11 protein-coding genes are annotated in these 14925 nt (G+C 39.8%); 4 read left to right on the forward strand and 7 right to left on the reverse strand.

What is annotated here, in order from left to right; translation table 11 throughout:
* Positions 1 to 173: 173 nt before the first annotated feature.
* The 7 genes from ihfB to seqA all read right to left on the reverse strand — a co-directional run bounded on the left by ihfB (position 174) and on the right by seqA (position 8249).
* Positions 174 to 461: an integration host factor subunit beta gene (ihfB, locus tag PSF09_RS02360; protein ID WP_004256221.1), complete on the reverse strand. Its 288-nt coding sequence runs from the start codon at positions 459 to 461 to the stop codon at positions 174 to 176.
* 56 nt (positions 462 to 517) lie between these two features.
* Positions 518 to 2191 carry a 30S ribosomal protein S1 gene (rpsA, locus tag PSF09_RS02365; protein ID WP_004909559.1) on the reverse strand — a complete coding sequence of 558 codons (1674 nt, stop codon included), beginning with the start codon at positions 2189 to 2191 and terminating at the stop codon, positions 518 to 520.
* 173 nt (positions 2192 to 2364) lie between these two features.
* A complete protein-coding gene (gene cmk / locus PSF09_RS02370; RefSeq protein WP_004909557.1) occupies positions 2365 to 3048 on the reverse strand; it encodes a (d)CMP kinase in 684 nt (227 codons plus the stop codon).
* Positions 3049 to 3235: 187 nt separating this feature from the next.
* Positions 3236 to 4513 (reverse strand): 3-phosphoshikimate 1-carboxyvinyltransferase, encoded by a 1278-nt coding sequence (gene aroA / locus PSF09_RS02375; RefSeq protein ID WP_210840132.1) that lies wholly within the window; start codon positions 4511 to 4513, stop codon positions 3236 to 3238.
* Positions 4514 to 4633: 120 nt separating this feature from the next.
* Positions 4634 to 5725: a 3-phosphoserine/phosphohydroxythreonine transaminase gene (gene serC, locus PSF09_RS02380; protein ID WP_210840131.1), complete on the reverse strand. Its 1092-nt coding sequence runs from the start codon at positions 5723 to 5725 to the stop codon at positions 4634 to 4636.
* A gap of 287 nt (positions 5726 to 6012) precedes the next feature.
* Positions 6013 to 7647, reverse strand: a complete 1635-nt coding sequence (gene pgm, locus PSF09_RS02385; protein WP_272665314.1) for a phosphoglucomutase (alpha-D-glucose-1,6-bisphosphate-dependent) — start codon at positions 7645 to 7647, stop codon at positions 6013 to 6015.
* 56 nt (positions 7648 to 7703) lie between these two features.
* Positions 7704 to 8249, reverse strand: a complete 546-nt coding sequence (seqA, locus tag PSF09_RS02390; protein WP_210840129.1) for a replication initiation negative regulator SeqA — start codon at positions 8247 to 8249, stop codon at positions 7704 to 7706.
* 324 nt (positions 8250 to 8573) lie between these two features.
* On the opposite strand from seqA, the gene ybfF reads away from it, so the two are divergent.
* The 4 genes from ybfF to PSF09_RS02410 form a co-directional block, all read left to right on the forward strand.
* Positions 8574 to 9350: an esterase gene (gene ybfF / locus PSF09_RS02395; RefSeq protein ID WP_272665315.1), complete on the forward strand. Its 777-nt coding sequence runs from the start codon at positions 8574 to 8576 to the stop codon at positions 9348 to 9350.
* Between the two features lie 242 nt (positions 9351 to 9592).
* A complete protein-coding gene (locus PSF09_RS02400; RefSeq protein WP_272683419.1) occupies positions 9593 to 11698 on the forward strand; it encodes a peptidase domain-containing ABC transporter in 2106 nt (701 codons plus the stop codon).
* Positions 11695 to 13023, forward strand: coding sequence for an HlyD family type I secretion periplasmic adaptor subunit (locus tag PSF09_RS02405; protein WP_272683420.1), 1329 nt, complete (start codon positions 11695 to 11697; stop codon positions 13021 to 13023). The genes PSF09_RS02400 and PSF09_RS02405 overlap by 4 nt, the downstream gene beginning before the upstream one ends.
* Before the next feature lie 3 nt (positions 13024 to 13026).
* Positions 13027 to 14925 (forward strand): type I secretion system permease/ATPase (locus tag PSF09_RS02410; RefSeq protein WP_272683421.1); only part of this gene is annotated, 1899 nt, incomplete at its 3' end.

Here is a 14925-nt window from a genome sequence, read left to right on the forward strand (position 1 = left end):
TTGGTGTTGGTGTTGGTGTTGGTGTTGGTGTTGGTGTTGGTGTTGGTGTTGGTGTTGGTGTTGGTGTTGGTGTTGGTGTTGGTGTTGGTGTTGGTGTTGGTTAGATATAAAAAAACAGTGCCGTATAGAATACAAGCACTGTTTTGATGTAATAATTAAGATCTACAGCCTAATTATTGGCCGTAAATATTTACACGATCACGTAATTCTTTACCTGGTTTAAAATGAGGAACATATTTACCTTCTAGTTCCACTTTATCACCAGTTTTCGGGTTACGGCCAACGCGTGGAGCACGGTAGTGAAGAGAAAAACTGCCGAAACCACGGACTTCAATACGTTCACCGTTAGCTAACGTATCCGCCATATGCTCAAGAATTTCCTTTACAGCTTCCTCAACGGTTTTTGCTGAAAGATGAGACTGCTGGCTAGCCAGTCTTTCAATTAATTCAGACTTGGTCATAGTACCTCCCTAAACTACCGTTACAAAGGGACAACACTACTGTTGCCCCCACTTAATTATTCGCCTTTAGCTGCTTTGAAAGCTTCAGCCATAGCATTGTTGCCGAATGCTGTATCTTCTTGTTTGTTCACAGCTGCGACAGCGTCTTTCTCATCAGCTTCGTCTTTAGCGCGAACAGACAGGTTGATTACACGGTTTTTACGATCAACACCAGTGTATTTAGCTTCAACATCATCACCAACGTTCAGAACCAGTGTTGCATCTTCAACACGGTCACGTGAAGCTTCTGATGCACGCAGGTAACCTTCAACGCCCAGTGTCAGCTCAACAGTTGCACCTTTAGCATCAACTGCAATTACTTTACCAGTCACGATTGCGCCTTTCTTAGTTGCTGCTAAGTAGTTATTGAAAGGATCTTCAGCTAACTGTTTAACACCTAAAGAAATACGCTCACGCTCTGCGTCGACTTGCAGAACAACAGCTGCGATTTCATCGCCTTTTTTGTATTCACGAACTGCTTCTTCGCCTGCAACGTTCCAGGAGATGTCAGACAGGTGAACCAGGCCATCGATGCCGCCGTCCAGACCGATGAAGATACCGAAGTCAGTGATAGACTTGATTTTACCTTCAACGCGGTCGCCTTTGTTGTGAGTTTCAGCAAATTGCTGCCATGGGTTAGATTTGCACTGTTTCAGGCCCAGTGAGATACGACGACGTTCTTCATCGATATCCAGAACCATAACTTCAACAACATCACCAACGTTAACAACTTTAGATGGGTGAATGTTTTTGTTAGTCCAATCCATTTCTGAAACGTGAACCAGACCTTCAACGCCTTCTTCGATTTCTACGAAGCAGCCATAGTCAGTCAGGTTAGTAACGCGACCAGTCAGTTTAGTACCTTCTGGGTAACGTTTAGCGATTGCGACCCAAGGATCTTCGCCCAGTTGTTTCAGACCCAGAGAAACACGAGTGCGCTCACGGTCGAATTTCAGAACTTTAACATTGATTTCATCACCAACGTTGACGATTTCGCTTGGGTGTTTAACACGTTTCCAAGCCATGTCAGTGATATGCAGCAGGCCGTCAACACCGCCCAGATCAACGAATGCACCGTAGTCAGTAAGGTTCTTAACGATACCTTTAACTTCCATGCCTTCTTGCAGATTTTCCAGCAGTTGATCGCGCTCAGCGCTGCTTTCAGATTCAATTACAGCACGACGAGAAACAACAACGTTGTTGCGTTTCTGATCCAGCTTGATTACTTTGAACTCAAGCTCTTTGCCTTCCAAGTGAGTAGTATCACGAACTGGACGTACATCAACCAGTGAACCTGGTAAGAACGCACGAATACCGTTCAGTTCAACAGTGAAACCACCTTTAACTTTACCGTTGATAACACCAGTTACAGTTTCAGCTTCTTCGTAAGCTTTTTCCAGCATCAGCCATGCTTCATGACGTTTAGCTTTCTCACGAGAAAGGATAGTTTCACCGAAACCATCTTCTACTGCATCCAGAGCTACATCGATTTCATCGCCAACTTGGATTTCTAGCTCACCCTGAGCATTTTTGAACTGTTCTACTGGGATAGCAGATTCTGATTTAAGACCTGCGTCAACAAGGACTACGTCTTTATCGATGGCAACAACAGTACCACGGACGATAGAACCAGGACGAGTTTCAATATTCTGCAGGGATTCTTCAAAGAGTTGAGCAAAAGATTCAGTCATATTAATGATCTTCAAGAGTTTTAAATTAACGTCCACTTAGCTTCCCGCCAAATGGGGTTGTTTCACATACCCCACAACATTCCATGTCGCAAGGTTGATGCTATGCTAATAATATAATCACATAGCGGTAACTGCGTATATTATCTAATTATAAGCTAAAATAAAGCCTATTATCACGATAATTGTAGAATTTTTTTTGCATAGGTGTGTGCTTTTTCAATAACTTCCCCAATAGACATACTTGTGGAATCCAGCACTAATGCGTCTTTCGCGGCAATAAGGGGGGCAACAGAACGGTTACGATCACGAAAGTCACGTTCTTCAATTTCGCTCAAAAGACGTTCAAAATTAACATCAAAACCTTTCTCTTGCAACTGCTTCATCCGCCGATGAGCCCTTTCTTCAGCTGAGGCATCAAGAAAAATTTTTACTGGTGCATCGGGGAAAACCACCGTTCCCATATCACGGCCATCAGCAATAAGCCCAGGTAGAGTTCTAAATGCACGTTGGCGTCGAAGTAACGCTTCACGCACGCGAGGAAAAGTTGCTGTTTGGGATGCCGTGTTTCCTACTGTTTCGGTTCTAATTTGATTTGAAACATCTTCCCCTTCCAGAATGACTTTCAGTACATTGTCTTCAGGAACAAATTTCACATCTAAATTTGCAGCCAAAGGCACTAACGCATCTTCGGATTGGATATCAACATGGTGATGTAACGCAGCTAACGCTAATACACGATAAATTGCGCCTGAGTCTAAAAGTTGCCACCCAAATTCGTTTGCTAATGCTTGGCAAAGTGTACCTTTACCTGCTCCGCTTGGTCCATCAACGGTGATTACAGGGGCTATCGCCACCATAAAAAATCTCCTTTTCTGCAAATAGCCGAGCTACCCGCAATTAAAATCTGTGAAGGTATTATACCAATTCAGTAGATTTGTGAAATAAGCAGGTTCTGATGATTACTAAAAAATAAGAAAAAATTGATATTTGAACCATAAAAATTAGGTTGATACAAAACAAAATAATATCAACCCAATCAATAGATTAATGACTTAAACGTGCCAACTGTTCGAAGTAATCAGGAAACGTTTTTGCAGTGCAGCCGGGATCCAAAATTGTTACTGGCGTATCTGATAACGCAACTAATGAAAAACACATTGCAATACGATGATCGTTATAGGTTTCAATTTCAGCATGTTGTAATTTTTTCGGTGGGACCACACGAATATAATCATGCCCTTCTTCCACTTCAGCGCCAACCTTTCTTAGCTCTGTCGCCATCGCATATAACCTGTCGGTCTCTTTCACTCGCCAGTTATAGATATTACGTATCACTGTTTCGCCTTCAGCAAATAAAGCGACGGTACCAATGGTCATTGCCGCATCAGGAATCGCATTCATATCCATGTCAATGCCCGTCAATGTTCCGCGTTCACATTCAACGTAGTCATCACCCCAACGAACAGTCGCCCCCATTTTTTCTAATACATTGGCGAATTTCGTGTCTCCTTGCAAACTATTGCGCCCAATTCCTGTGACTCGTACCACGCCCCCCTTAATGGCAGCCGCAGCGAGGAAATAAGATGCGGATGAAGCATCACCCTCAACCAAATATTCACCCGGTGATTGGTATTGTTGCTGCCCTTTGATGACGAAATGTTCATATTGATGATTTTCGACACTAACACCGAACGTTTTCATCAGTGCTAACGTGATATCAATGTAAGGCTTGGAGACTAACTCGCCAATAATTGTAATTGTTGTATCTTGCTCTGCACGCGGAGCCGCCATTAACAATGCGGTTAAAAACTGGCTGGAAACAGACCCATCGACTGAAATCTGGCCACCGATAAAACCACCTTTTAAACGTAGTGGCGGGTAGTTTTCTTGTTCCAAATATTCAATCTCAGCACCACCTTCCTTTAATGCATTGACCAAGTGCCCAATTGGGCGCTCTTTCATGCGAGGCTCACCCGTTAAAATAATATTATTGTGACTTAGTGATAGTGCAGCAGTCAGTGGGCGCATTGCCGTTCCCGCATTGCCTAAAAATATTTCTAGCTCATCTGGATGAGATAAATTTCCGCCTAAACCTTCCACACGACAACGTGTTTTATCTTCAGACAGTTGGAAGCTAACACCTAACTGGGTTAATGCATTCAGCATATGGCGAATATCATCACTGTCCAATAAATTAGTGAGTGTGGTCGTTCCTTTAGCCATCGCGGCTAATAACAGTGCGCGGTTTGAGACACTTTTTGACCCTGGCAAATTAATTGTGCCGTTAATTGAAGGAATAGGTTGTAATGTCAGGGATTGCATAAAAAGCAGTTTCTCCAGTGAAGTTTGCAAGTAAATAAAATTTGGCTCTATTTTCTTTTAAGTCAAATGCAAAGAGCACAAATAACCGACTGAACATCCTATTTCAGTCGGCAAATCTCGTTATTGAGCGTTATGACGTTCGAAATCAGCCATAAAATCAACCAAAGCCTGAACTCCCGCTAATGGCATCGCATTATAGATTGATGCGCGCATACCACCAGCCACTTTGTGGCCTTTCAGCGAAAGTAGGCCTTGTTCTTTGGCTTCTTCAATAAATTTCGCATCAAGGGTTGGGTTTTGCATTTGGAACGGTACATTCATCCAAGAACGGTTTTCAACTGCAACACGGTTAATATAGAACTGGCTATCATCAATTGCATTGTAGAGTAATTGTGATTTTTCATAATTACGCTTAGCCATTTCTTGCAGACCGCCTTGCTCTTTTAACCATTTGAAGACCATACCTGCGAGATACCAAGCGAAAGTCGGTGGAGTATTAAACATTGAATCATGTTTTGCTAATACCGTGTAATCAAATACGGATGGAGTCTGAGGTGAAGCTTTACCGAGTAGGTCTTCTCGGATAATAACGATAGTTAGTCCTGCTGGCCCAATATTTTTTTGAGCCCCTGCATAAATTACACCATAACGGCTTACATCAATCGGTTTAGATAAGATAGAAGAGGAATAGTCAGCAACAATAATTTTATCTTCAGGGAAGTCAGGTTCCTCATGAATAGCTAAGCCGCCAATGGTTTCATTTGGGCAATAATGGACATAAGCAGCATCGTCACTTAACGGCCATTCTTTCATGGATTTTAAACTCACGACACCGTCTTTTTCTTCAGTAATTTGAATCACATTAGGCGTGCAGTATTTTTCAGCTTCTTTTGCTGCAGACTCGGACCAATAACCGCTTACAATATAGTCTGCTGTCGTTTTATCACCTAATAAATTCATTGGTAACGTTGCAAAATGGGCCCGTGCTCCGCCGTGACAAAATAAAACTTTATAGTTATCAGGGATATTTAATAAATCACGTAGATTTTGCTCTGCTTCTGTTGCCACTTCGACAAAGTCTTTTCCGCGGTGACTCACTTCCATCACAGAAACGCCTAACCCCTTCCAATTACAAAATTCTTGCTCAGCACGACGCATGACTTCAACAGGTAGCATAGCTGGACCTGCACTGAAATTATAAACCTGACTCATTGACCTCACCCTATCCATCTTCAATTATGGTTAATAAAATTCACTCAGATAATTAAAGTTGTACCACTCCAAGCCTTTAGCTGCAACGGTTATTGTCAACAAGCCTAAAAAAGAAAGGGGGGTTATTTTTTGATAATGAGGAAAAGAATTTTGTTAATCTTGTCACACTCTCGACAAGCATCATTTTATGGAGAAATTAACAATAAATAAGCGATAATATCCCGAATTACGTCATTGCGCTGTATTTCGGGATATTCATTGAAATGTCTTTTATTGAGGATTAAAAATTAGCGAATAACTTTGCTTACGATTTCAATCGCTTCTTTTTCTATTTGACGTAAATGCTCTTCACCACGGAAACTTTCACAATAAATTTTATAGGCTTCTTCCGTGCCTGATGGCCTTGCTGCAAACCAGCCATAATCCGTCATGATCTTTAAACCGCCGATTGGTGCATTGTTACCTGGCGCAGCGGTTAAACGCTGTGTAATTTTATCTCCCGCCAATGTATCTGCTGCAACCATTTCAGGTGATAATTTACTTAGCTTTGCTTTTTCTTCGTGAGTGGCTTTCGCTTGGATACGGTTATAAATCGGCGCGCCGAATTTCTTAGCGAGATTATTATAACGTTGTTGAGGATTTTCACCTGTAACAGCCGTAATTTCAGCTGCGAGTAAGCAAAGAATGATACCGTCTTTATCCGTTGACCACGGTGTGCCATCAAATTTTAAGAACGATGCTCCAGCGCTTTCTTCGCCACCAAAACCTAATTTACCGCTAAATAAGCCATCAACAAACCATTTGAACCCTACAGGTACTTCGACTAGTTCACGACCGATGTCATTAACCACACGGTCAATCATGGCGCTCGAGACCAATGTTTTGCCGACGGCAACATCTTTACCCCATTGAGGACGATGTTGAAATAAATAATCAATAGCAACAGCAAGATAGTGATTTGGATTCATTAAACCATCTGGCGTGACGATGCCATGACGGTCGTAATCTGGGTCATTGGCAAACGCAAGATCAAATTTTTCTTTCATCCCAAGCAAACCCGCCATCGCCCAACTGGATGAGCAATCCATGCGAATAACACCATCATGGTCAAGTGGCATAAAGCGGAAAGTTTGGTCGAGTTGGTCGTTTACGATTTCAATATCGAGTTGATAATATTCTGCAATTTTTTTCCAATATTCAATACCGGAGCCGCCTAGAGGGTCAACACCAAATTTTAAACCTGACTTGGCAATTGCTTGCATATCAACAACTTCACCTAATGCAGAGACATAAGGCATAACCAAATCTTGCTGGATGACATATTCACTCGCCATCGCTGTATCAAAACTTACTCGTTTTACACCTTCAAGGTTATTCGCTAGCAATTGATTGGCATTTTTCTCAATCACAGAGGTTAAATCGGTATCAGCCGGCCCGCCATTTGCTGGGTTGTATTTAATACCGCCATCTTCAGGTGGGTTATGTGATGGTGTAATCACAATGCCATCCGCAACATCTTGGTGTGATTGGTTATAACTTAAGATAGCGTGAGAGATAGCGGGAGTTGGAGTAAACCCATTATTCTCCTGAACAATAACATGAACCTGATTTGCCGCTAACACTTCAACCACAGTCATAAATGCCGCTTCTGATAGCGCATGGGTGTCTTTTCCCACAAAACAAGGGCCTGTTACGCCTTGCTTTTTGCGTAAATCAGCAATTGCTTGTGCAATGGCTAGTATATGGTTTTCATTAAAGTTTTTACGCAATGAGCTACCGCGATGCCCTGATGTTCCAAACTTAACAGCTTGAGATGCATTTCCAGGTTGTGGTTGCTGCGTATAATATTGAGCGGTTAATTGAGCGACATTGATCAAGTCACTTTGAAACGGAAGCTGCCCTGCACGTTCATGTATTGTCACTTGTTTTCTCCCAAAGCACTGATGCTTTGTTATCAACACCAGTGGCCTGTCAGTTTTTAAATAGTATTACAAACCTTTTCAATCACATTGGCTGGAAATTGCATTTCCTGCATGATTGCATCAACCATACTACGCTTACGATTAGTATTCGTATTTGTGATCACCCAATAGGGTGTTCCTGGTATATGACGCGGCTTAGATTGCTTGCCAGCTGCAAGTAATGTTTGCTCATCACCCGCAAAATAAATACGAGTTCGGCCGTGCATTAACTCTGTTGCACTCGCAAAACGATTTGCATCTAAACTATATAAGGTAGATAAAATCAACATAAAGCGGTCAATCGCTTTACTTTTTTCTGCATAAGCGTCAGATAACAGAAGCTCTCTAATGACTCTAACAGGATTTAATGCAACAGCGGGTGTACTCATCGCAGGTTCAGCCTTAATGGCGGCATGTTCCTGAATAATTTCTTTTGCTTGTACTGGCTGCCCGGATTTGAAATTTAACATACGGCGCAAAATATCCGATGCACTTTCACCGATATGCTGTGTATGGCTCGCAATATAGCGGTAAAGCTCTTCATCAACTTCTATCGTTTTCATTTTTTCCCAGTACTTATTTAACTAAAATTTGCGGTGTGATTATAAGACAGATTTAAAAAAAACAAAACAATTAAAATTTCAATAACTTAAAGTAAACATTATTCTAAGTTCAAAGATAATTCAGTGGGTTATCATGCCATTACTTTCAGTATTTTACTTCCGAGAGCAAATTCAACTTTCTGAAATTTAGTGGCTATAAACCTCTTGGTTATCGACCATTAACTTACCTCAGCCAAGATCGTAGTTTATTTGACCATTTGGATTTTACTCAGAGCCGTGACATGATAAGACCACATGTACCACTGACGAATTGATCAAATAAATATGACTGTGTTACTTAACCATACTATCCATAAGCCTGAAAATCCAATCTCAAATAGCCCTATAGTACTCATACATGGGTTATTTGGTGACCTCAATAACTTAGGTGTTTTAGGTCGTAATTTACAACAATATTTCGATACGATTCAAATTGATGTTCGTAATCACGGTGATTCTTTCCGTGATGAGCAAATGAGTTACCAACAAATGGCCCAAGATGTTATTACATTAATAAAATCTTTAGGGTATGAAAATGCTATTTTAATTGGTCACTCAATGGGTGGCAAAATTGCCATGGCTGCAACTGCAATCGCCCCTAATTTTATTGATAACATCGTTGCTATTGATATGGCGCCTGTCGCTTATCAAGTTCGTCGTCATGATAAAATATTTGCGGCTCTTGATGCCGTCACAGAAAAAAATGCGAAAACTCGCCAAGAAGCTACTGTGATTATGCGTGATTACATTAACGAAGAAGGCGTTATCCAATTTCTGCTTAAATCTTTTAAACAAGGTGAATGGAAATTTAATTTACCTGCCCTTAAAGCGAATTATGAACATATTATTGGTTGGGAAACCGTACCCGCCTGGGATAAACCCGTATTGTTAATCCCCGGAGGAAATTCCCCTTATGTGCAAGCGGAATATAAAGAGCAAATCGCACAACAATTTCCGCAAGCCAAAGCATGGGTTGTCGCTGAAACGGGCCACTGGGTTCATGCAGAAAAACCAGACCATGTATTAAGAGCTATCCATCGCTTTTTATCTATTTCTGAATAATTAATCATATTTAAATATAGATATTGAAAAGACATATATCTTTTCAATATCTTTAAATATATTTGTAGTTAAATATAATTACTTTATTAATTACATAATAAGACTAACTTCAATACACAGCGAATTACAAACCCTGTATTATCCAAATTCTACTCCACCTTATTACTATCTAGTGCATATTTTATTAATGCAAATTTGGATTTAAAAATTCAAATAACTTAAGGAATTTATTAATATAGAAAATGGATAGTCTAAAATCAAAATCAACATTATATTTCATTAGTGTCATTGCTAAGTTATCAGGGCAAGTAAATCCTAAAGAACTAGAACAAACACTCAATCAATCTATTGGTTATAATGAAAAAATTAACATTATTAAATCGAAACACGCCATTCGCTGTAGGAATAAATATCAGAAAGATAAAAATATAGCTAAAATCGTCTGCCCAGCAATTTTATATAATACCAAAGGCGAAGCTTTTCTATTAGCTAACCGCAATCAAGAACAGGTTCTCATTCAGCAATTTGGAAATAGACCGCCAGAGATATGGAGCATTGACGAGCTAAACCAACAATGGAGTGGCCATTGGTTACAAGTAAACCTTAAACAAGGGCAATTTGACATCACTTGGTTCCAAGCTGAGTTTCTGAAATACAAATCCATTATTTTATGGGTTTTATTTTTTTCATTCATATTGCAAATCCTCGCATTAGTCTCCCCTATTGTTATGCAAGTGATTATGGATAAGGTGCTCGTTCATAATAGTTTAGTCACATTGGACGTTTTAATTTTTGGGTTAATGGTTGCTGCACTAATAGAAGTAACGTTAAAAGGGTTACGTGAATACATTTATCATCATACAGTTAACCGTATTGATATGACACTCGGCTTGAAACTAGTTAATCATTTATTGAGATTGCCTATTCCCTTTTTTAAAAGTAGGCAAATAGGTGCGATTGTCACTCGCGTAAAAGAGCTCGAAACTATTCGCGAATTTTTAACCAGTAGTTTTTTCACTCTATGTGTTGATGTGTTGTTTTTATTTGTATTCATTTTCGTGATGAATTCGATCTCCACGACACTCACAATAATATTTTTGTGCTCTATACCTTTTTATCTTTTATTGGCTTGGTGGCTAACGCCTAAAATCGAATCTGCCGCACAGCAACAGTTTACTAATATCGCCATTAATACATCTTTTTTGACCGAAAGTATTAATGGGATAGAAACCGCCAAAAGCTTATCCGTCGAACCGAATTTTACGCGTCGCTGGGATGGTCAAACCTCAGATATGAGCCAAACTAACTTTGTAGCAGGACAAATTAGCTCCCGCTCCGAGCATCTCGTTATGGCTATCGAAAAAATCACCAGTGCGATTGTATTGTGGGTTGGTGCCTCTGAAGTTTTAGCATTACAGATGACAATTGGCCAACTTATTGCTTTTTATATGATGGTTAACCATGCTAACCAGCCCCTCATCAAACTGACCAAGCTTTGGGGAGACTATATTCGCACGAGCGTCGCTATCGAAAAACTGTCCCAGATTATCAACTTACCCATCGAACAATCTCAACAAGAAAATAATTTACCTCTTCAAGGGCATCTAAACCTAAAAAATATCTCGTTCCGCTACCAACCGAACATGCCGTTTGTTCTAAAAAACTTTAATTTAAATATTGAAGCGGGAGAAACCATTGGCATTGTTGGCACATCAGGGTCAGGTAAGAGCACTCTTGCTAAATTATTACTACGGCTTTATACCCCTGAAAGTGGAACCATCTTTGTGGATGGCACCCCCATATCCGCGATTAACTTACACTCTCTTCGTCAGCAAATTGGTATTGTGTTGCAAGAGAATTTCTTATTCAGCCAATCTGTTTTTCATAATATTGCTCAAACCTCACCTAATGCCTCCATGGATGAAGTGGTTCATGCTGCCAAAATGGCAGGAGCACATGAATTTATTTTGAAATTACCCAAAGGCTACGACACCGTTCTTGCTGAGGGGGGATCATCTCTTTCGGGTGGCCAACGCCAACGCATTGCAATTGCGCGAACGCTGCTTTCAAACCCTAGAGTGATTATTTTTGATGAAGCAACTAGCGCTTTAGACGACGAATCCCAAGCGGTTATTCAAGAAAATATGCAATTCATTGCAAAGGGAAGAACCGTCATCACAATTGCTCACCGCTTATCAACCATTCGCCATCACCAGCGGATCATTGTGATGCAACATGGTGAAATCATTGAGCAAGGTAGCCATCAGCAACTTATTGAACAAGGTAGTTTTTATAAACACTTGTGGACTCTACAGCAGTCTTTGAAATCAGACATGGACGTAAAATGAAACATCGATTAGACAAAAACCGTTATAACAGCTTTTTGCCTTCACACTTGGCGATATTAAAAACTCCCCCATCTTACTTGGCACTATACGTTGCTATTTCTATTAGTGTGGGTATTTTTCTTGCTGTGACTTGGTCATTTTTTGGTAAATTGGATATTCAAGCCACCACACAGGGTAAACTTATTGTTTCAGGGCGAACACAGTTAATTCAAGCGTTTGAATTAAGCCGTTTAGAACATATTCATGTTACTGACGGGCAAACAGTAAAACAAGGAGACCCTTTAATTACCGTTAATGTGTTAGGTGTTGACCAAGATATCCTAAGTTTAAATTACCAGCATAACTTTCATTTAGCCGAAATATTAATTTATCAGGCATTGATTTCACGACAGCCTATTGAGCAGTTACCTTTATTTAATCAATTAACTGAAACAGAACAAAACAATACGCAGGCTAGCTATCAAACACAAAAATTAGAATTTGATTCATTAATGAATGAACTTAATAATGAAATTCAATTGAATACCGCCAATCAACAAGCCCGAAAAGATGAATTACTCACTATCAACTGCCTTATTGTCAATATCAAAAAACGCCTCGATGCACACCATTCGTTAACTGAAAAACAGTTAATCAGCCAAAAGGAATTTTTAGAACAAGAGCGAGAACTATTAATCGCTAAAAAAGAAAAAGTGACCAAATTATCTGAGCTTTCAATTCTAAAAAGCCAGCACCATGCCTTAAATGAAAAAATAGACCGGATAAAAGCCCAAAAAAACCAAGAGTGGGATGAAAAATACAAACAAGCTGACTTTAAGCGGGCTTCCCTTGAGCAAGAACTATTAAAAAATAAAGAAAGAAATCAATTAGAAATTATACGAGCTCCCGTTGATGGCACTATTCAACAGCTTGCCACACACACTTTAGGAGCTGTATTGCAACCCGCACAGCAACTGATGGCTGTTGTTCCTAACAATAATGTTCAATTAGCTGAAATTAAAATCTTGAACAAAGACATTGGGTTCATCCATGAAGGGTTGAGAGCAGAGGTGAAAATAGATGCATTCCCTTACACGCGTTATGGCACGATTGAAGGGGAAGTAATTTCCATATCGCGTGACAGTACTCTCGATGAAAAGCTTGGATTAGTGTTCTTAGGGCAAATTGGTCTTAACCAAAAAGAACTATCTGTTGATGGCAAATCTATTGAACTGACTCCCGGTTTATCCATTGTGGCAGAAATAAAAACGGATAAACGCCGTATTATTGACTACTTGCTTAGTCCTATTAACGAGTACACCTCAAACGCGATGAGAGAAAAATAATCGATGGAACAGTTAAATAATCATGGCTTGGATGCCTTAGTTTGGGTGGCTAAATATTACCAAAACAATGTTTCATCTGATCAACTCAGGCATGCAATTGGTATGCAAACTCTATCCCCCACGGAGTGGGAAATTAGAGAATGCGCACATACACTCGGGTATGAAACCAAACTTATTGCTGTGCAATATACACAATTGAAAACGCTACCTTTACCCGCTTTAATCTATATAGATGGTTTTTGGCAAGTTATTAGCCAAGAAAATGAATTAACTCTCATTAACCCGACTAATGAGGAACGAAAACCTATTCATAATTCTATTGGACATCAAGAAACTGAATATGATGTATTACTCATTAAGGAGCAATTAGAACCGGAGCAAAAAAAGGCCTTTGGCTTTAGCTGGTTTATTCCCTCTATTTTGCGGCAACATGTTAAATTACGAAATATTTTTATTCTCTCAGCCATTATTCAGCTTTTTGCCTTAATTAGCCCGCTATTATTTCAGAATTTAATCGACAAAGTGTTAGTTGGTCGCAGTCTCTCAAATTTACATGTCATTGCATTGGCGATTTTTGCCATTGCTGTTGCAGAACCGATATATGGTTTTATTCGTAATAAAATTTTTAGTCATAGTAGTAGCCAGATCAGTGCTGAGTTGTCAGGGAAAATTTATCGCCACTTAATGGCCTTACCGTTAAATTATTTTAAGTTAAGGCCAACAGGGAAAATTATCGCTAGGATCCGTGAATTAGCCCATATAAGGCAATTTTTAACGGGCTCAACACTGATGCTATTTATTGACTTTATCTTTGTCATCCTTTTTGTCGCAGTTTTATTTTCCTACAGTAGTTTGATGGCTTGGATTTTATTGGGCTCAATGGGGGTATTTTTTGTTTTATGGATGATACTCGGCCCCATTATTCGCCAACAAACTGAAAAATCTTATCAAGCGGATGAAAATGGTCTCACTTTTCTCACCGAAAGTATCACTGGGATTGAAACCATCAAAACAACCGCAACAGAAAAATATTTTAATCAACGCTGGAAAAAAATATTTAGCAAACAGCTAACTCAAAGCTTCAAAGTCTCAATGCGCAGTGAAGTAGCCTCTCAATTAATGACTTTTGTGAGCAAAATAACGACTGCGATCCTTTTGTGGGTTGGTGTCAAAGAGGTATTAAATGGTGGAATATCTCCTGGCGAATTAGTGGCATTTAATATGCTAAGTGCACATGTTACGCAGCCTGTATTGCGGTTTGCCCAAGTTTGGCAAGATTTCCAACATACCATTATCTCATTACGCCGGGTGGGAGATATTCTTGATGAACCGGTAGAAAATGAACGTAAAGGGATTGCAAATACGTCAAATATTCACGGCAAAATCGAGTTTCAAAATATCCGTTTTCGCTATCAACCTGATACGCCTGAAGTTCTCAATAATTTATCCTTTATGGTTAATGCAGGTGAATTTATTGGTATTACCGGCCCCTCAGGTTCTGGAAAAAGTACTTTAACGAAATTATTACAACGGCTTTATATCCCACAACATGGACAAGTTATTGTTGATGGCATGGATTTAGCTGTCGCTGACACTGTATCATTACGCCGAAAAATGAGCGTTGTATTACAAGAAAGTACCTTATTCGTTGGTTCGATCGCAGATAATATCCGTTTGAGTCATCCACAAGCGACTGACGAGCAAGTAATTCACGCAGCAAAATTAGCGGGAGCTTATGAATTTATCATGACATTGACTGATAATTTTAATTATCCCTTATCAGAAAAAGGTTCGAATCTTTCAGGTGGTCAACGTCAAAGGATTGCACTTGCGCGTGCATTACTCACCGAACCCGATATCTTAATTCTCGATGAAGCTACTTCTGCACTCGATTACGAGTCA

The sequence above is a fragment of the Providencia sp. PROV141 genome, assembly GCF_028481645.1.
Lineage (GTDB): Bacteria > Pseudomonadota > Gammaproteobacteria > Enterobacterales > Enterobacteriaceae > Providencia > Providencia rettgeri.

What these genes read in the sequence shown, in the direction of transcription:
- ihfB (WP_004256221.1), bottom strand. Translation starts at nt 461, where the DNA reads ATGACCAAGTCTGAATTAATTGAAAGACTGGCTAGCCAGCAGTCTCAT.
- rpsA (WP_004909559.1), bottom strand. Translation starts at nt 2,191, where the DNA reads ATGACTGAATCTTTTGCTCAACTCTTTGAAGAATCCCTGCAGAATATT.
- cmk (WP_004909557.1), bottom strand. Translation starts at nt 3,048, where the DNA reads ATGGTGGCGATAGCCCCTGTAATCACCGTTGATGGACCAAGCGGAGCA.
- aroA (WP_210840132.1), bottom strand. Translation starts at nt 4,513, where the DNA reads ATGCAATCCCTGACATTACAACCTATTCCTTCAATTAACGGCACAATT.
- serC (WP_210840131.1), bottom strand. Translation starts at nt 5,725, where the DNA reads ATGAGTCAGGTTTATAATTTCAGTGCAGGTCCAGCTATGCTACCTGTT.
- seqA (WP_210840129.1), bottom strand. Translation starts at nt 8,249, where the DNA reads ATGAAAACGATAGAAGTTGATGAAGAGCTTTACCGCTATATTGCGAGC.
- ybfF (WP_272665315.1), top strand. Translation starts at nt 8,574, where the DNA reads ATGACTGTGTTACTTAACCATACTATCCATAAGCCTGAAAATCCAATC.
- PSF09_RS02400 (WP_272683419.1), top strand. Translation starts at nt 9,593, where the DNA reads ATGGATAGTCTAAAATCAAAATCAACATTATATTTCATTAGTGTCATT.
- PSF09_RS02405 (WP_272683420.1), top strand. Translation starts at nt 11,695, where the DNA reads ATGAAACATCGATTAGACAAAAACCGTTATAACAGCTTTTTGCCTTCA.